The sequence below is a fragment of the Aequorivita sediminis genome (genome assembly GCF_032080575.2).
Lineage (GTDB): Bacteria > Bacteroidota > Bacteroidia > Flavobacteriales > Flavobacteriaceae > Aequorivita > Aequorivita sediminis.
The window spans coordinates 259587-277887 of the sequence record NZ_JAVLSO020000003.1; the positions used below are offsets into that span (position 1 = coordinate 259587).

The following is an 18301-nucleotide window of genomic DNA, read 5'->3' on the forward strand; positions in this document are numbered from 1 at the left end:
TAATAGAACTACTAAAATTTATTTTTAATAATCAATAGCGTCGTAAATTGCTTCTTGAATTAAACTTCTTAAGTCACTTCTAATTAGTTTTCTGTTTTCTGAATCTGGAAAGGTTCTGTTTGATAAGAACACATATACTATTTCTTGTTCTGGATCTGCCCAAGCGAAAGTTCCAGTAAATCCGCTGTGACCAAAACTCGTCATAGACACGCATCCACACGTTGGCCCTACAGTTCCTAACTGAGGCTTGTCAAATCCAACCCCTCTTCTTACATTATTTTCACAATAATAACAGGTATTGAATTTATCTAAAACATCGGGATTATAAAATCTAGTTCCGCCATAAAATCCTTTCCATAAAAACATTTGCATAATTTTAGCCACATCATTACTATTTGAAAATAATCCGGCGTGACCTCCTACTCCTCCAAGCATCGCAGCACCTTGATCGTGTACATAGCCTTGAACTTTTTGCTTTCTAAAAATATTGTCTTGCTCTGTTGGAGGAATTTCATTCTTAGAAAATTTTTCTAGGGGTTGGAATAGGGTATAATTAGCGCCTAACGACTCGTAAAGGTTTTCCTGTACAATATTTTCAAGTGGCTTGTTATATTTTCTCTCTAAATATTCCTTTAGAATATAATATGGTAAATCACTGTATTTATATGATTTACTTACGTTTAAATCACTTTCACGAATAGTTTTGTAAATGGTGTCAATGTAATCACGTCTTAGGTATAGATTATCTGCAACTTCCACATTGTAGTCTTTATCCGGCCTGCTAGCGTAATATTTTGACGATACACCTGTTTTATCATCATTTAGCGTGTTTCTATAAAAAGGAATCCAAGACTTCAAACGGGCATAATGTGAAAGCATTTGCTTTAAGGTAACGTTTGATTTGTTAGATTTTTTGTATTCTGGAAGCATTTCAGAAAGCTTAGTGTTTAACGTAAGCTCCTTTCTGTCAACCAATTCCATTACAATCGGTAGTGTAGCTAAAATTTTAGTAAGAGAGGCTAAGTCGTAAATATCAGTGTCTTTTACTTCAATTTTTTTGTCGTAATCGTGATAACCAAAACTTTTTTGATAAATTACTTTACCCTTGCGCGCTACCAATATTTGAGCTCCAGGATACATCCCTTGCTTAAGTCCGACATTGGCAAGCGAATCAATTTTTTTAAGTTTATAGCTATTTACACCCACACTTTCAGGAGTTCCATATCGTAATCTTCGCAATGATTTAGTTTGCATAAAGGTGTTTAATGGAAAATCTTCTCCTAATGATACTGGAAGTTTACCTTTCCCATCTATAGCTCCAAAAATTAATTGAGCAGACAATTGCTGAGATATCTTACTATTTTGATAAGATATAATCACCCCTTCAAAATTAGCTGTAGTTTTAACATCTAGCATAGCGTATGGTCGAGCAAATACATCGAGAATTACTGTGTTTGTACGTGCAATTTCATACATCCATACTAATTCCTTTTGGGAAAACTTATAGCTCTTCCAAGGGTTTTCATTGCTCTTATGGAAACCAATTATAACATAGTTATAATCTTTAAGCTTCTGAATATATTCATCTAAACTATTAGCTTTTACCCAGTGTACGTTTCCATATTTTTTGAGTTCATTCAAAAAATCTTCCCCTGAATCATCACCAAAGTTTACATAGGCTATTTTCTTCTTTTGCAAATCTTTAATAGGAAGAATAGCGCGATCATTTTTTATTACTGTGAGTGCATTACTCATTGCTTCTTCATAAAGAACATCATCGTTTATAGAATTTAAATCTTCTAATAAATATGCTGTTCTTACCGGTTTATAGTTATTTAATCCAACTTTATATTTGGCATAAAGAATTTTCTTAACTGAATAAGCTAAACGCTTTTCGGTTATGGTTTCATCATTATAAGAATTTATTAGAAAACTTACTGCCTTTGGGATATCTTCAGAAATAAGAAGAATATCATTTCCAGCTAAGAATGCTGCTAATTCAATTTCACCGGGCTTCTTAAAGTTTGAAGCACCTTTCATATTCAAGGCATCTGTAAAAATAAGACCATTGAAACCCATTTCTTGCTTTAGAAGATCGGTAACTAGTTTTGTAGAAAGCGATGATGGATAATTCATTTGTGGTTCTAATGAAGGTACATTTAAGTGTGCGATCATTACACTATTTAGGCCTTCATTAATTAATTTTCTATAAGGGTATAACTCTAAAGTGTCTAATCTTTCCCTGGAGAAGTCAATAGTAGGCAGAGTCTTATGGCTATCCATATCGGTATCGCCGTGACCTGGAAAATGCTTTGCACTTCCCATAACACCTGCACTCTGCATTCCTTTCATAAAGGCAAGAGCTTTATCGGTAACATTGTCGCGGTCTTCACCAAATGAACGATTACCAATTATTGGGTTTTCAGGGTTTGTATTAATATCAACAACGGGAGCAAAATTTATATGTACTCCTAGTCGTTTAGAATGTTCGCCGATACGTTTCCCAACTTTTTCAACAATTTTATTATTTGTAATCGCGCCTAATGTCATATTCCATGGAAATGCATAGGTAGAATCTAAACGCATTGATAGCCCCCACTCTGCATCCATACCAATCATAAGTGGTACTTTGGCAAGGGCTTGAAATTCATTATTCAACTTTGCTTGACGCATTGGTCCTCCTTTAGAGAAAATCACGCCACCTAGATGATACTCAGTTATGAGGTTTTTTATCTTATCTGTTTTTGATTTTGGGTCGCTAGAAAATATATCAGCCATAAAAAGCTGACCTATTTTTTCTTCTAAGGACATATTATCATAGATGCTATCAACCCATTTTTTTTGATTTTGAAAATCATTTTTAACAATTAATGGATTGATTTCTTGTGCTATTGCCGGTAAACAAAAGCATAAAAAAATGCAGGTAAGAAAAAACTTATTCATAGCTACAAAAAAGGTTTAAGATAAAAATCGAGCATGCCAACTTTCGGATGCGGGAACTTCCCAATTCTCAAGGTATTCTGCTTTAGTATTTACAAGATTATTAAAAACTACAGTGTTTTTTGAAACAGATTTATCTTTAGCCATTTTTCTAAAATCTGTAAGCGGTTTATGAGCAATATACTCACCAGTGTAGAATGTAACATTCATTTTATCAAGAAGATCTATATCAAACTTTTTTTCTAGAGATTGTATAAAATGAACTGAAGCATCAATACTACATCCAGATGCGGAAGCATTGGCTTGGTTAAGGCCTAAAACAATAAATCGGTTGTATTTAATTTCAAGTCCTGCTTCTAACTCAGCACCGTGAGCAGTCCATTTTGTAAGGAAATCGTTTGTAAGTTCCGTTATTTCAGCAACTTCGTCGTCGCTCAATTTTCTATTTGCCTGATAAATCCAAACTCTGGAATCATCTGGTAAATTGGTAAAATCTGTTAACATTATTGGAAAATTAAAGTGATTAATATAATTACAAACTAATCATTCCCAAGTATTTTTGGAGATGATAAGTGTTGTAATTCAACTGTTTTTGATCGTGATTGTTTATTCGGAAAACTTAGAGGTCTTCGGCACTTGCAATCATTTCTGCAACGTCCATTACCTGTACGTTGTTTTCAGCATTCTTGGCTTTTACACCATCGGTCATCATTACCATACAGAACGGACAACCAGTAGCAATTATTTCAGAAGAAGTTTCTAAAGCCTGTTCTGTTCGCAAAACGTTTACATCTTTGTCGCCAGCTTCAGGTTCTTTAAACATTTGAGCTCCCCCAGCACCACAACACATGCCTCGTTTTTTATTTCGTTTCATTTCTACCAATTCCAACTCCAATTTTTCTAGAAGTTCCCTAGGCGCTTCGTACTCATTATTAGCACGTCCTAAATAACAAGGATCATGGAAAGTAATTTTTTTACCTTTAAACTTCCCGCCTTCTACTTTTAATCTTCCTTCGTTTAGTAATGATTTTAAGAATTGAGTATGGTGCATTACTACGTAACTACCACCTAATTCTGGATATTCATTTTTTAAGGTATTAAAGCAATGCGGACAAGTAGTTACGATTTTCTTTACACCATAACCATTTAAAACTTCAATATTGGTCATAGCTTGCATTTGGAACAAAAATTCGTTTCCTGCTCTTTTCGCAGGGTCACCGTTACAGCCTTCTTCAGTTCCTAAAACAGCAAAGTCTATATTGGCTTTGTTAAGTAGTTTTACAAAAGCTTTAGTAATTTTCTTTGCACGGTCATCAAAGCTTCCAGCACAACCCACGAAAAAAAGAACTTCTGGTTGTTTTCCTTGAGCCGCATATTCCGCCATTGTAGGCACTTTTATTTGTTCACTCATTATATTAATCTTATCTGTTAATTATTAAATAACAATTGCCGTATACAATTGCATTTAATTATTCCTATAACTTTTTTTAGTCTTTAAAAACTTCAATCGTTACTTCTTTTTCAACTAAGTCTGTAAATTTTCCTTTGTAACGGGTGGCTTTTACTAAATGGTTATCCACCCAATGGTAATTGCCACCTCGTGGTTTTCCCATTAACATACTGTGATATTTAAAACCATGTTTTTTAAGCCAAGTTTCAGTTATTTCACGATGTGCTTCTGTACGGGATGTGAAAAAGCAAATTATATGACCTTCATCATACCATTTATTTAAGGTATTTAAGGCGTCAGGAAAAGGTTTACAGGTGGCCATTCGTTCAGGTTCCTCATTGGGGACATCATCTGTAATGGTTCCGTCAATATCAATTAAGTAGTTTTTTACACCTTCTGGTAGAATTGGGCTCACGTGTTCACCTTTTTCAACCTTCTCACTCAACATTCTATCTACTTCGTCTTTCTTCATCCTAAATTATATTTACTTCTCATTTTTCCAATTAAGTCTATCCATTTGGTTGTATGGCCAAGGCGCTCCATTGTTTTCGATGTTTGTCATTGCCACATTCAATTCAGCAGGTGCAGCCGACTGCTCCATAACTAGGTATTGACGCATGTCCATAATGATGCTTAATGGGTCGATACTTACTGGGCAAGCTTCAACACAGGCGTTACAAGTTGTACAAGCCCATAATTCTTCACGAGTTATATAATCGTCTAATAATTGTTTACCGTCATCTTTAAACTCACCATTCTTATCTATGTTTTTACCAACTTCCTCCAATCGGTCACGGGTATCCATCATAATTTTACGAGGTGATAATTTTTTATCGGTATTATTAGCAGGACATTCATCTGTACACCTACCACATTCGGTACATGTATAGGCGTTTAGAAGTTGGATTCTATTTAAATCTAATACATCACTAGCTCCGAATTTTGATGGAGCCTCTGTTGCGCCTTCAGCTGGTGCTGCAAATGGATCAATATTTGGATCCATCATCATTTTCACTTCATTGGTAACAGATTCAAGGTTTTTAAACTTACCTTTAGGTACCACTTTTCCGAAATAAACATTAGGAAAAGCAAGCATTATATGAAGGTGCTTAGAAAAGTATAAGTAATTTAAGAAAGCTAAAATCCCTAATATATGTAACCACCATGCGGTGCGCTCTATAATATGAAGCGTTCCTTCTGGAGTGCCACTAAATATAGAAGCTATGTATTTTGAAACTACATTTCCGTTATTCATTTCTTGAAATGAAACATCTGTTGCATTCATTACAAGAAATAAAATCATCAGTACCATTTCAAAGTAAAGAATTATATTTCCATCACTCTTGGGCCATCCTTTCATCTCAGATTTCCAAAACCTTCGAATTTTAATAATATTTCTTCTTATCCAGAATACTATAACAGAAACCAAAACTAAAAGCGCCAAGATTTCAAAAGAGCCTATTAAATATCCGTAAAAACTACCTAAAGAAGAGAAAATTCGATGTGTACCAAAAATACCATCGATAATAATTTCAAGAACTTCAATATTGATAATTATAAATCCAACATAAACTATAATATGAAGGAAACCAGAAATTGGTCTAACTGTCATTTTAGACTGCCCAAGTGCGATGCGAAATACATTTGCCCATCTTTCACTTGTATGATCAGAAGCGTTTACTTTCTGACCTAACTTAATATTGCGAATTACTTTACGAATGTTAAGGGTAAAATAACCGATACCCGCCACTAGGGCAATGATAAAAAGAATGTTTGGAATGTATTGCATGATTATTTGTCTGGGTTGTCTGGTTGCTCGTATTCTTTATTTTTTCTTCCGAAAACAGAAATGTGTACGTATCGTTTAGGATTTAATTTTACATCTTGAAGAAGTTGCTCAAGTTGTCTTGAAGCTCCTTCTAAATTCTCATATAACTTATCGTCGTTTAATAATTTTCCTACAGATCCTTCTCCATTGTCAATTCCAGCAACAATGTTATCCATTCTATTAACCATATCTTGCAAATCTCTCACTAATCTACCTGTTTCTAGTTGAGATAGTGAGTCGGTAAGTTGAGAAAGATTATTTGCAGTTCTATCAAGATTGGTAAAAGTGTTATCTAGTTTCCCAGTATTGTTTCCAAGTATTCTATTCAGTTTTTCCGAAACACCGGCAAAAGAGTTTAGGGTTGTGTTAAGATTTACAATTGCTTCTTGTAAATTATTACGTGTATTTTCGTCAACAATTGCGTTCACATTTAATAATAATGTATCTACGGTGGCTAGCGTATTGTTAACCTTTTTTTCTAATGGGCCTAAGGCTTTGGTAACCGCGGTAAGCATTCCATCTTCTACATCACCTTTTAAAGTGTCACCACTTTTGGCTACATACTGATCATACTTTGGAAAAATACCTAGATTTTTACCTCCTATTAATCCCGAGCTGTAAATTCTAACAATACTATTCTTTGAAAAGTCAAAGTCTTTTTCAACTGTAAATTTCACTACTAAGCCACCTTTGGAATTGGCGAAGGTAATATTTTGAACTTTACCAACTGTAAGACCATTAATGGTAACTGGAGCTGATTGTGCAAGACCTTCAACGTTATCGTATTTCACATAGAACTCACGATGTTTTTCTAGTAAGTTAGTACCTTTTAAAAAGCTATATCCAAATATCAATAGCAATATGGCGCCTATGGCAAGAATTCCGGTTTTTACTTCTTTGGATAGTTTCAAGTGTAATGTTTTTTGTTAGCAACAAATTTAAGCGATAAATATAAAGAAAGCACACTAATTTGCTTTGGATTTTAACACTTCTGAAACATTAACCTTTTTACCTTTTTTAAAAGCAACTATGTATGCAGATGGAAATCCTTTTTGCTGAGCAAAGGTTTTTATTACTTGAATCTTGTTGTAGTCTGAAGTATTACCGTAATAATACTTGAACAACCCACCTTCTTTATCACGTTCAACATCTTTTAATCCTTTGAAATTATAAGGTCTTGGGTCTATTTTTTTACTGGTAGCCGCCAATTGCACTTTAAAAGTTACTCCCTCAAAAATATCTTCTTTAGTAGTTTCAATGGCTTTTTCAACTTCTAACTCCTTGACCTCGGGATGTTTTATTTTATCATCAGAAATTGAGAGACTGTTGATATAACTTTTTATGGCATTACCAATTTCTCTAGCCATATCAGCTTGACCCTTAGCTGAATTTAAATATGCTCCTTCAACTTTATTGGTTAAAAATCCAGTTTCAATAAGCACACTAGGCATATAAGTATTGTGTAGCACCCAGAATCCAGCCTGCTTAACACTTCTATCTTTACGCTTTAGATTGTTAATGATGTTATTTTGAACCAAACTAGCTAAAAGAATACTTTGATCTAGATATTCCTCCTGCATTAAAACCATTCCAATTAGTGATTCAGGTGCATTAGGGTCGAACCCTCCGTACTTCTCTTCATAGTTTTCTTCAAGATAGATTACTTCATTCTCTTTTTTGGCAACCTCAAAGTTGGCTTGACTCTTATGTAACCCTAAAACGAAAGTTTCAGCTCCGTAAGCATCAGAATGGTGTGCATTACAATGTACCGATACAAAAAGATCGGCATCTGCTCGGTTGGCAATTGCAGCACGTTCACGCAATTCTACAAAAACATCTGTTTTGCGAGTGTAAATCACGCGTACATTAGGTAGTTTTTCCAATTCAGAACCTACCTTTAATACTATATTTAAGGAAATATCAGATTCTTTGTACCCACTACCCGGTTTTCCTTTGTTTCCGTGGTCATGCCCTCCGTGCCCAGCATCAAGCACAACTACAAATGGTTTAATTGGGTTTTCTGCAGCAAAGGCCGTGAAATTGAAAAATGAAAAGCTAATTATTAATACGAAAGAAGAAATTAGTTTCGTTATCATATTTTTATAAAGATTGTTATTGTTAATTATGTCTAAAACGGACTGTTTTACAATAGATTTTCAAATATTTCACATTAAAATTTATCGTTTACATTATAACGATAATATTATGAATCATTATATTAAACCCTAATAATTTTTGGTTGTTAGTTCTTTTCCCTAAAATTTTCATTTTAAAAAACCTACCCCAAAAAATATGTTTATTTTTGACCGTTTCAAATACTGAGCCAAAATTACAAAATAATAGCATCAGCGCATTGCAGACCAATAGTCAATACTTAACAATTTTCTTAACATTTCTGCTTTTTAGCAGTTCTATTTTGCGTGCACAAGACATACCGTCTAATAAAAGTGCTAAACTTCCTAATTCTAATATTCAGGATACTCTCTCAGTAAACTTAAAACCTATAGTTGAAGAGATAAATGAACAAGCTCAGGACACCGTAAAAACCGACACTATAAAACCGCCCAAAGAGACGTTGACAGATATAGTTGATTATTTTGGAGAAGATTATGTTTTTCTGAATAGAAAAGAGAATAAAATCTATATGTATAATAACGCTTATATCAAATATGAAGATATGCGTATAGATGCTGGTTTAATTATTCTAGATTACAATAAAAATGAAGTTTACGCTAAAGGAATAGATAGCGCTGGAGTTTACAGTCAGCGACCTGTATTTGTTCAAGGCGCGAATAAAGTAGAACCTGATAGCATTAGATATAATTTTAATTCTGAAAAAGCGCTGGTTTATAACAGCCGTACCGAGCAAAGTGGGTTTAGAGTTATTGCAGAAGTGACTAAGAAAGTAAACGATTCAGTAGTTTATCTACGAAATGTGAAGTTTACTACCTCTAAAAATATCGATGATCCCGAATATTATTTTTATACTCGAAAGGCTAAGTTTGTGCCTAAGAAAAAAATTGTAACAGGGTTAACCAATATGTATATTGCCGATGTACCAACTCCGGTAGGTCTTCCCTTTGCATATTTTCCGTTATCTGAAGATCGTACATCAGGATTTATACTTCCGTCTTTCGGAGAAAATAACAGTCGTGGTTTCTTCTTACAAAACGGAGGATATTATTTTGCCATCAACGATTATTTAGATTTCACAGTTACTGGTGATTATTATACTAACGGAAGTTATGCATTGCGTGGCGAATCTTCGTACGTTGTTAAATATAAGTACCGAGGTAATTTAAGTGCGCGTTACGAAAACCTTGTACAAGAGGAACGTGGCTTTCCAAATTTTCAACAAAGTAGCATATACAATATTAGATGGACACATACTCAGGATCCTAAAAGTAATCCTAGTTCACGATTTTCAGCTTCTGTAAACTTAGGAAGTAGTAAATATTTTACACAATCTATCAATCAGACGAACAATGCGAGTGCATTAGTAAATACATTAAGCTCTTCTATCTCGTATGCAAAAACATTTGAAGGAGATCCACAGGTAAACGTAACATTGGCAGCTACGCACTCTCAAAACACCAATACCAATCAGATTTCAATGTCGTTACCTAATTTGAACGCAAGTGTTTCTAGAATTTATCCTTTTGCACCTAAAAACGGAATTAAAAAAGGAATTATTCAGAATATAAACTTTCAATACGACCTTACTGCCGAAAATAGAATTCAAACTGTAGATTCACTTTTCTTTAAACCTGAAATGTTTAATAGTGCACAGATTGGAGCGCAACACAGTATTCCAATCACTACTAATTTTAAAATTTTTAAATATTTAAGTGCATCTACTGGTACAAATTTCCGTGAAACTTGGGTTATGAAGAGTACTCGCCAACGCTATGAAGAAAATGCGTTTGATGGTCGTGGAGGAATTGTAAAAGACACTGTTTCTGGCTTTGAAAGCTATAGAACTTACAACTTCTCGACTAGTTTAGGTACCACCTTATACGGACTTTTCAATTTTGGAAACGACAAGAAAATTCAGGCTGTACGCCACGTTGTTCGTCCATCTTTAAGCTACAATATAAATCCTGCTTTCGACAGGTATTACGATGAGTTTATTATACCTGAAACAGCAGAAGAAGCTGCAGGACAAATTTATCAGTATTCACGATTTGAAAACACCTTATACGGTCCTCCTAGCAAAGTGTATTCTAGCAGTATAGGAATGTCATTAAGCAATACTTTTGAAGCTAAGGTGCGAGACCGAGATACTACTTCTATAGAACCAAAAAAAGTGATATTATTAAATAACCTGAATTTTTCAACGGCCTACAACTTAGCGGGAGATTCACTTCAATGGAGTCCGGTGCAGTTTTCAGGGAACATTCCAATTATTCCTAAATTAGATTTAAACTTCAGCGGAACCTTAGATCCATATGCTTTAGACAATAACAATAATAAAATAGATGTTTTTAATATTGAAAACGGCGGAAGCTTATTTAGGCTTACCAATGCTAATATCAGTATTAATTATTCGTTTTCTAGTAGAGATTTTCAGTCGAAAACTAGAGACATTGATAAAATCGATAATGAAACCTTTAGAAATGGTGGGCGTCCTGACGATCTATTTGGAGATGCGGCAAATATTTATGACGGAAGGATATACGACAATGATGATGATGATGACACCGACAAAACAAATGTAGATTGGTATAATTATAAAATTCCTTGGGATATGCGTTTTGCATATACAATTACTTACGGCAATGCACGTAGACAAAATGAAATTTCGAGTCAGTCGTTTATGATGAGCACCAATTTAGAACTCGCCCCGCGTTGGACAGTTGGAGTTTCTTCGGGTTACGATTTTAAAAATAAAGGTGTAACCTTAACACAGTTCCGTTTCCAACGTGATTTGGAAAGTTGGCAAATGAGTTTTAATTGGACGCCAATTGGAAGTATTAATACAGCTTGGTATTTCTTTATAGGAATTAAATCATCAATGCTTAGCGATATTAAATACGACAAGCGTAGAGAAAGCGATAAGCGATTATAGCCTTATATTTGGGTTTTAAATGTTGACACTACGATAATTTGAATATGTACAAGCGTCTTTTTGCAATATAAAGCTTAAGTCGATTTAAAATTTTAGTTATGAAAAAAATAATAAATACTTCAAATGCACCTGCCCCTATCGGCCCGTATAATCAAGCCGTTCTTATTGGAAATATGCTTTATACTTCGGGACAAATAGCAATCAATCCTAAAACAGGAAAGTTAGAGACAGAAGATATAAAGTCTGAAACTAAACTAGTAATGGAAAACTTGAAGGCTATTCTAACTGAAGCAGGAATGACTTTTGAAAATGTAATTAAATCTTCGATTTTTATAAGTGATATGCACAACTTTGCAGCTATAAACGAAGTATATGGCACTTATTTTAACGAGGAAACAGCACCAGCTAGAGAAACAGTAGAGGTAGCAAATTTACCTAAGTTTGTAAATGTTGAAATTTCTGTCATTGCTTCGAAATAAGTAGTGATAGAAGTTAAATTAATTTAATAATTAGCTGTCCTACTCTTCCTCCTCAACTTTTGTAGCTTGAGGCTTTATACTTTCGGAGTTATTATTTTCTTCTTCGTCTTTTTCATTTTTAACATCAGACTCTAATTGCATTCTCTTATTAAATAACTTCTGATAGAGCTCCCTGAAGGTGTTGAAATCTACTGAATAAGAAATACCTGTACCCTGCTCGAATATTTGATCTTCTCCGATAAATTGAAGATCTGCTTGACGGTTAAAGAATTTCATTCTTAAACTTCCATCTTCATTTATCAACCATTGAACTTCAATATCTCCTGCTACTGCACTTTCATTTGCACCACCTACTGGTACTCCTACTTTTCCATTAATTAAAACGCGTTCGCTAATTTCTGTCGAAAGTGTAAGGCCAATGCGGTCGGCTGTTTCTTGATCTGGAGTTCTTGTTCCCACTGAATAATCTAAACCTACACGAAACTTGCCGTCCTCATCTGCAAAAAGGTTGTTTACTAATCCAGAAACTCTATCTGCCACTGTTCCTGCAAATGCATTAGTTCCTGCATAATTATCACTAACAAATGATCCCGAAGCGAGTAAGAATAATGCCTGTTGTTGTTTCTGTTCTTCATTTTGAAGTTTGTATTGCAACTCACTTTTAAGCGTAGAGCTTACTCTTGGGAAATCGATGTTAAACTTAAGTTCAGGATGCGCTAATTGACCTAGTAAATCAACATATACTTCTACAGGTATCTTAGTGTTAATAGCTGGGTTATCAAGCAAAACAGATGGATTTGCCTCTGTTTTATATACAGCGCTTAAATTCAGGTTTGCTTTTTCAGGAGCTCCATTCCACGTAATATTACCACCAGGAACAACACCAATGTTTCTTTGTATAATTCCACCGTATCGGAAATCGTATTCTCCTTTATAAACCTGGAAATCTCCATACATCTGAAATTTTCCATTTGTATTTATTTCGATAAGTAGAATTCCTGCACCACGACCTTTTAATGTAGAATTATTTACTTTATCAACAACAACTTCAACTTCTGCATTGTTATTTATATCGAGATCGAAATTTAAAGAAAGTCCTTTAATAGATTCGGTAACGACTGTTTCACCTTCAATTCTTGCTTGTTTTTCTTTAGGTGATAGGAAATATACAAAGGAGTCGTCACTAATAGATTCTGTTTCACTAATAGGTATTTTAAAAGTGGTTCCTTTTTCAGTAGTAGCTGCAACATCAATAACTAATTCGTCAATAGGCCCCGTAATATCAGCCCTACCTCGTATAAATGCAGTACCATAGTAGAGAGCATCTTCATCTGGTGGCGTATCTAATACTAATAACCTATCAGGCGCTTCAAAATGTAAATCTAGTTCCCAATCGCCAAAATTGTTGTGCTTTGCATTACCATACATTATCCCCTCAGTTCCGTATTTTGTGTCTTTAAATTTAGAACGAGACATTTCTAGTTTACCTTTTGTAACTAATATTTCAGCATCGTCATCAATGTTAAAATCAGTATTTAGTTCAGGAACTTTTAAGCCACTTTTTTCTAAAGTAAAGCGGCCATTAATATCTGGAGATTTGTAGTTTCCTGAAACTTTAGCACTACCTGTAATCAAACCTCTAATGTCGGTTAGTACATCCCCGCCAAATGGGCTAAACGCTTGCATATTAAACTGATTTAAATCCACATCCATCCGAATCTGTGGATATTTAGTGGCAACGTCAATTTCGCCTATGGCGCTAATAGATTTTATATTATCATTGATTAGTGAAGTGTTTATGTTGTATTTGGACAAATCTTTATTTCCGTCAATATTCAAATTTAAATCTCCAAAAGGAATTTCATTTACAACTACATTATCAATAGTTACTGAGCTATTAGGATAATAAGCCCCATCTTTTTGAAGGAAATCGAAACGCCCATTCATATTTCCTTGAAGTCTTAAACTGTCAATTTCTGGTGTGATATTACCAATATTTACATCATTAAAACGAACTTTTAAATCCTTATACGTCGAATCTCGTAGCACCCCAGCTAGTTGAATTACCTCATTATTATGGTTAAGTACTAAGGAGTCAATTCGCATTTCATTAAAATTATCATCAAATACAACTTTGTTTAATCTATTGTTGTTCTCGTTGATATACCAAACATTGTTTTTATAGGTTATGTCAGATTTTTTTACTCCTATAACCGATTTGCCCGCAGGATTGATTGTGTGATATAATGACAGGTTAAATAGGTCTTCTTTGTTTTTACCTCCTTTAAATTCTGAACGCACATACATAGTGTCGTTCAAGGTTTTATTAATTACATTAAACGGTTTAATATTATAAAATCCCGTATAAATTGAATCTGCCTCTATATATGTGTTGTACAGAGGATTATCGTTGTCTATTTGAATGTTTAGTTTACTTATATAATTATTGAATAATATAAGTTCGGGAGAACGAAAGTCGAGTTTGAATTTTGATTCATCTGAATAAACCGAACCTTTCATTCGTGTGTTATCACCCAACTTTAACTGTGGGACAAAGATGTCTACAATCTTATTATGGACTACAAATTCATAGTCAATGTATTGATTTGTTGTAACTTCTTGAGGAATGTAATTGGCATATATACTAGCGATACCATTCTGAAAAAGATTAGGAATATCTGCAATTAAAAATTCACCTGAAATTTGCCCATTTAAAATGTCGGGGGAATTAATTTCGATAGTTCTAACGGGGCCGTTAAATGTTGAGGCAACTGTAAAATCATCAAAATAAAAATAGTCGCGTTCATTTTGGTAAAATGTTTGGCTAAAATTGATAGTTCCTACAACATCATCTATTGTTCTACCATCCATATCTACAACTACATTACCAGTAAACACAGAAATACTATCTCGTTTTATTAAGTTGAGTTTATTAAGCTCTGCATATTCTATATTAGCCTCAAAGTCAAGATGGTTTGTTTCTTTTGATGCGTCTATTAATCCTTTAAAATCTAATTTAAGGTTTGGGTCGTCGATGGTTAATTCACCATTAAATAGCGGATTTTTTAAATTTCCAGAAACTTCAATATTCTGATAGTTATAATCTTCAAAGGAAAATGATGATATTTTACCAGATATCTCGGTATTTACAGTTTCTTCGTTAAACCCTCGCCCATCAAAATTGAGGTTTCCTGTCATTTTTCCTAAGGAAGTAGTTTTTGCAATCTTACCTAGGTTAAACTCTTTAAAAACAACATTTCCTTTATAGTAAGCATTCTCAATGTAGGTGATATTTCCAATTTTTAAATTAAGCTTAGCATTACCTATAGCACTTTGTAAATTACTAATAGTATTGAGTTCATCTCCAACTATTGAAGTATCTCCAACTAAAATAAATTTACCTGCAGGCTTTAACTCAACAGGAATTACATTTCCTAATACATTCGGCATAAATCGCCTTAAATCATAATAGTTTGTTGAAATATTATGATTATCAGCTATTATCACGTAGTTCCCTTCAGGGTCTAGAATATTTTTAAACTTATAATCTCCGCGTATATCAGTGTCGCTTGTTTGAAATTTGAGGTTATTCGCGCTAAAGTCGTTTAAAGTTCCGGTTAAATCAACGTCAAGCTGAATCATTTGATCAGGGCCAAATTCGTTATAAAATCCATTTAAATCATTGGTAGATAATTTTGAATCTTTAAGATTGGCAGTAATTACAACATCATTTACAAAGTCTGCCATTCCATTTTTAGAGTAATCCAAATCGACATCACCTATTAAAAGTGATTCTGAAGTTTTCAACGTGAGGTTTTTTAAGGTGATATTAGTTTCAGTATAGGAAAAATCTGCTTGCATATCTACAATAGCAATCCCCCTTTCGGCAACTAGTGAAAGCTCTTTGATGTTTGCTGTAACATCAACATCGTGGATATTAAAGTTATTGGCAAGAAGATTTACGCCATTAAGAACAAATACTTCAGGGTTTTCGAGGTTTTCGTCGGTGATTTTTATTCTACTATTTTTTAACCTTACATCATTACTAAATAGCTCAAATGGTGATTTCGATTCTTTTCCTGTATTAAATTTTTTTGAAAAAATTGAAAGGTTATCATTATCCTCCCCTTTGTATGTTTTAACGTAAAGTTTTGCACGGTCTAATACTATATCGCCAAAACCAAGTCTTCCCTTGATTAAGTTGCTGAAATTGATAATATTTGTTTGAAGTTCCTTGCTGTAAATTAATGTATCCTTATGGTGATCAGCTATATATACATCTCTAATATCAACTTCTCCTTTCCAGTTAAGTCCGAGTCGATTAATAGTAATATCTGTACCGTAGGTTTCGTTTAGTGAAGTAGTAACTTTTTTAGCAGCATAAGTTTGAACCGATGGAATAGAAAAAATAATAATAACAAGTACAATTAGTAATGCAATGATTACAAAGGCACGAACTATTATTTTCCTAAGTTTTTTGATACGCTTTTAAAGTTTTAATTTTACAACCAATAAATATACCCTTTTGCTTTGACAGAAAAAGAATGTTACATTTTAGGAATTGAATCCTCTTGTGATGATACTGCTGCTGCGGTAATCAACAACGGAAAAATACTCAGTAATGTTGTTGCTACACAAGCTATTCACGAACAATACGGTGGTGTTGTTCCTGAACTTGCTTCGCGTGCACATCAGCAAAATATTGTTCCCGTAGTTCACGAAGCTTTACGCAAAGCAAATATCGACAAAAATCAGTTATCTGCCATTGCTTTTACACGTGGACCAGGACTTATGGGGTCATTACTTGTAGGTACCTCATTTTCAAAATCTTTGGCATTAGGATTAGGTGTTCCTTTGATAGATGTTAACCATATGCAAGCACATATACTGGCTCATTTTATAAAAGCTGAAGGACAATCGGCACCAAATTTTCCTTTTTTAGCAATGACTATTAGTGGTGGGCATACACAAATAGTAAAAGTTACCAATTATTTTGAAATGGAAGTAATTGGCCAGACTATAGATGACGCTGTTGGTGAAGCTTTCGATAAAAGTGCCAAAATACTTGGACTACCTTATCCTGGAGGACCTTTAGTAGATAAATATGCACAGACCGGAAATCCTAAAGCTTTTAAGTTTCCAAAGCCAAAAGTTGGATTAATGGACTTTAGCTTTAGTGGATTAAAAACATCGGTACTTTATTTTGTAGAAAAGGAAGTTGCTAAAAACCCTGATTTTATTTCTGAAAATTTAGAAGATATCTGTGCTAGTTTACAATTCACCATAGTCGATTATTTAATGGATAAACTCAAGAACGCCGTTAAAAAGACGGGGATTAAGGAAGTTGCAATTGGTGGTGGTGTTTCTGCAAATAGCGGGATTAGAACTGCTTTAAAAGAAGCCGAATCCAAATACGGTTGGAAAACGCACATTCCGAAATTTGAATTCTGTAATGATAATGCTGCTATGATTGCTATAGTTGGAGAATTAAAATACAAAAATCACAATTTTGCTGAAAACAATGTGATAGCTTCAGCACGAATGAAATTTTAAAATTCTCTTCATAACCATGTTGTTTTAAGTTTTCAGTAAAAAGTATAAGCAGAATTAAATACCTTTTAAATGCAATTATTCTACAATCCAACCATCTCTAGTTCTGACAAAGAAATATCTTTCGACAAAGAGGAAAGTCGTCATATCGTAAAGGTTTTACGGATGCAAGAAGGTGATGTTTTTAAAATAACCAATGGAAAGGGTATTTTCTTTGATGCTGAAATTATTAACGCTAATCCCAAAGGTTGCTTAGTTAAAATACTTTCTGAAGAAAAGCAACCACCACTACCCTACCAACTTCATTTAATTGTAGCACCCACCAAACTTAACGATCGTTACGAATGGTTTTTAGAAAAGGCTACAGAAATTGGAGTAACTGAAATAACACCAATTATTTGTCATCACAGTGAACGTAAGGTTATTAAACCAGAACGCTATGAAAAAATATTACAAAGTGCAATGAAGCAATCTTTAAAAGCTTATTTACCTATTTTAAATGAAGCTATTTCTTTTAAAAGTTTTATAGATTCTCAAACCATTTCAGATGAACTTATGTGTATAGCACATTGTGAAGATGATCCCACAAGTAAGAAATCATTAAAATCTGTATTAATACCCAATAAAAATATCTCTATATTAATTGGTCCCGAAGGTGATTTTTCTCCTGAGGAAATAGAATTGGCCAAAAATGCAGGATATATACCCGTTGCACTGGGAGAAAGCAGACTACGGACAGAAACTGCGGCTATAGTAGCCTGTCATAGTGTAGCGTTTATAAATGAATAAAAAACCTAACAGATTTACAGCTTAATAAACTCTCATTATAATTTAATATAATTGTAGAACCGCCTATTATAAAGTTAAAAGCGCTTTATAATACAGAGGAAGTAAATCTGTTAGGTAAAAGTTAGACTTGTTTTAAAATTTTGGGGATTAGATCGTTAAAAATAGTTACCCATAGGATATTTTATTATTTTGTCAAT

At 33.8% G+C, this 18301-nt stretch carries 12 protein-coding genes; 4 read left to right on the plus strand and 8 right to left on the minus strand.

Annotated elements, in window-relative coordinates:
- Nucleotides 1-24: 24 nt before the first annotated feature.
- The 7 genes from RT250_RS07285 to RT250_RS07315 all read right to left on the minus strand — a co-directional run bounded on the left by RT250_RS07285 (nucleotide 25) and on the right by RT250_RS07315 (nucleotide 8314).
- On the minus strand, nucleotides 25-2943 hold the full coding sequence (locus RT250_RS07285) for a serine hydrolase domain-containing protein (protein ID WP_313113501.1): 2919 nt from the start codon (nucleotides 2941-2943) through the stop codon (nucleotides 25-27).
- A gap of 15 nt (nucleotides 2944-2958) precedes the next feature.
- A complete protein-coding gene (locus RT250_RS07290) occupies nucleotides 2959-3444 on the minus strand; it encodes an ABC transporter ATPase (protein ID WP_313113503.1) in 486 nt (161 codons plus the stop codon).
- 115 nt (nucleotides 3445-3559) lie between these two features.
- Nucleotides 3560-4351: a (Fe-S)-binding protein gene (locus RT250_RS07295; RefSeq protein WP_313113504.1), complete on the minus strand. Its 792-nt coding sequence runs from the start codon at nucleotides 4349-4351 to the stop codon at nucleotides 3560-3562.
- A gap of 76 nt (nucleotides 4352-4427) precedes the next feature.
- Nucleotides 4428-4862 (minus strand): LNS2 domain-containing protein, encoded by a 435-nt coding sequence (locus tag RT250_RS07300; protein WP_313113505.1) that lies wholly within the window; start codon nucleotides 4860-4862, stop codon nucleotides 4428-4430.
- 12 nt (nucleotides 4863-4874) lie between these two features.
- Nucleotides 4875-6179 (minus strand): (Fe-S)-binding protein, encoded by a 1305-nt coding sequence (locus RT250_RS07305; RefSeq protein ID WP_313113508.1) that lies wholly within the window; start codon nucleotides 6177-6179, stop codon nucleotides 4875-4877.
- A 2-nt stretch (nucleotides 6180-6181) separates the two neighbouring features.
- The gene (locus RT250_RS07310) at nucleotides 6182-7129 is read right to left on the minus strand and encodes an MlaD family protein (RefSeq protein WP_313113511.1); all 948 of its coding nucleotides are present in this window, start codon (nucleotides 7127-7129) and stop codon (nucleotides 6182-6184) included.
- A 54-nt stretch (nucleotides 7130-7183) separates the two neighbouring features.
- A complete protein-coding gene (locus tag RT250_RS07315) occupies nucleotides 7184-8314 on the minus strand; it encodes an N-acetylmuramoyl-L-alanine amidase family protein (RefSeq protein ID WP_313113513.1) in 1131 nt (376 codons plus the stop codon).
- A 206-nt stretch (nucleotides 8315-8520) separates the two neighbouring features.
- On the opposite strand from RT250_RS07315, the gene RT250_RS07320 reads away from it, so the two are divergent.
- Both RT250_RS07320 and RT250_RS07325 read left to right on the plus strand, forming a co-directional pair.
- Nucleotides 8521-11286 carry a putative LPS assembly protein LptD gene (locus RT250_RS07320; protein WP_313113515.1) on the plus strand — a complete coding sequence of 922 codons (2766 nt, stop codon included), beginning with the start codon at nucleotides 8521-8523 and terminating at the stop codon, nucleotides 11284-11286.
- A gap of 98 nt (nucleotides 11287-11384) precedes the next feature.
- Nucleotides 11385-11765: a RidA family protein gene (locus RT250_RS07325; RefSeq protein ID WP_313113516.1), complete on the plus strand. Its 381-nt coding sequence runs from the start codon at nucleotides 11385-11387 to the stop codon at nucleotides 11763-11765.
- A 39-nt stretch (nucleotides 11766-11804) separates the two neighbouring features.
- Here RT250_RS07325 and RT250_RS07330 read toward each other — a convergent pair whose 3' ends face one another.
- Entirely contained in the window at nucleotides 11805-15572 is a 3768-nt protein-coding gene (locus RT250_RS07330) for a translocation/assembly module TamB domain-containing protein (RefSeq protein WP_313113517.1), read from the minus strand.
- Nucleotides 15573-16295: 723 nt separating this feature from the next.
- On the opposite strand from RT250_RS07330, the gene tsaD reads away from it, so the two are divergent.
- Nucleotides 16296-17318, plus strand: a complete 1023-nt coding sequence (tsaD, locus tag RT250_RS07335; protein WP_313113520.1) for a tRNA (adenosine(37)-N6)-threonylcarbamoyltransferase complex transferase subunit TsaD — start codon at nucleotides 16296-16298, stop codon at nucleotides 17316-17318.
- A gap of 69 nt (nucleotides 17319-17387) precedes the next feature.
- A complete protein-coding gene (locus RT250_RS07340; RefSeq protein WP_313113522.1) occupies nucleotides 17388-18104 on the plus strand; it encodes a 16S rRNA (uracil(1498)-N(3))-methyltransferase in 717 nt (238 codons plus the stop codon).
- Nucleotides 18105-18301: the final 197 nt, after the last annotated feature.

Coding starts and splice junctions, on each gene's coding strand:
- RT250_RS07315 (WP_313113513.1), bottom strand. CDS start 8,314: ATGATAACGAAACTAATTTCTTCTTTCGTATTAATAATTAGCTTTTCA.
- RT250_RS07295 (WP_313113504.1), bottom strand. CDS start 4,351: ATGAGTGAACAAATAAAAGTGCCTACAATGGCGGAATATGCGGCTCAA.
- RT250_RS07305 (WP_313113508.1), bottom strand. CDS start 6,179: ATGCAATACATTCCAAACATTCTTTTTATCATTGCCCTAGTGGCGGGT.
- RT250_RS07290 (WP_313113503.1), bottom strand. CDS start 3,444: ATGTTAACAGATTTTACCAATTTACCAGATGATTCCAGAGTTTGGATT.
- RT250_RS07340 (WP_313113522.1), top strand. CDS start 17,388: ATGCAATTATTCTACAATCCAACCATCTCTAGTTCTGACAAAGAAATA.
- RT250_RS07325 (WP_313113516.1), top strand. CDS start 11,385: ATGAAAAAAATAATAAATACTTCAAATGCACCTGCCCCTATCGGCCCG.
- RT250_RS07285 (WP_313113501.1), bottom strand. CDS start 2,943: ATGAATAAGTTTTTTCTTACCTGCATTTTTTTATGCTTTTGTTTACCG.
- RT250_RS07300 (WP_313113505.1), bottom strand. CDS start 4,862: ATGAAGAAAGACGAAGTAGATAGAATGTTGAGTGAGAAGGTTGAAAAA.